The sequence below is a fragment of the Suttonella ornithocola genome (assembly GCF_001889065.1).
Lineage (GTDB): Bacteria > Pseudomonadota > Gammaproteobacteria > Cardiobacteriales > Cardiobacteriaceae > Suttonella_A > Suttonella_A ornithocola.
Map to the genome: position 1 here is coordinate 1 of NZ_LWHB01000319.1, position 552 is coordinate 552.

Consider the following 552-nt stretch of genomic DNA (forward strand, 5'->3'; position numbering starts at 1 on the left):
AGCGTAAGCCCTCAAAGATTGATGATGAAGCTTGCTTAAGGATATTGAGCAGTATCCTGATGATTACCAATGGGAAAGAGCTAGACGTTTTAATTGCTCGCAATCAGCGATTTGTTATGCTCTAAAGCGAACTAAAGATAACGCATAAAAAAAGATTAACCAACATCCAAAAGCCGACACAGAGAAAAGAGAGCACTTTCAAGAACAAATAGTGGATAAGACCGCTCAAGACAAACCGATAGTCTATCTTGATGAATGTGGTTTTAAAACCTTTGCTCATAGACCTTATGGCTACAGCACAAAAGGAGAAGTTTGTCATGGAAGTGATAACTGGCATTTAAAGAACCAGAGCAATGCGATTGGAGCCATTATCAATGGAGAATTGTTTGCCTTACGCTTATATAATGGTTCTATTAACAGCGATATTTTCTCTCATTGGGTGAGAGAAGCACTGTTACCTGAGTTACCTAAAAACAGTGTAATTGTCATGGACAATGCCGCTTTTCATAAACGCAGTGATATTCAAGCAAATCATTGAAGAGCATGGGCATG

1 protein-coding gene and 1 pseudogene are annotated in these 552 nt (G+C 38.8%); both read left to right on the forward strand.

The annotated features are described in order from the left end of the window. Window positions 1–148: pseudogene (locus A5N85_RS14070) on the forward strand (IS630 transposase-related protein); the annotation flags it as partial. Window positions 149–211: 63 nt separating this feature from the next. Further along, window positions 212–538, forward strand: coding sequence for a transposase (locus A5N85_RS14075; RefSeq protein WP_072577668.1), 327 nt, complete (start codon window positions 212–214; stop codon window positions 536–538). The last annotated feature ends 14 nt before the right edge of the window (window positions 539–552 follow it).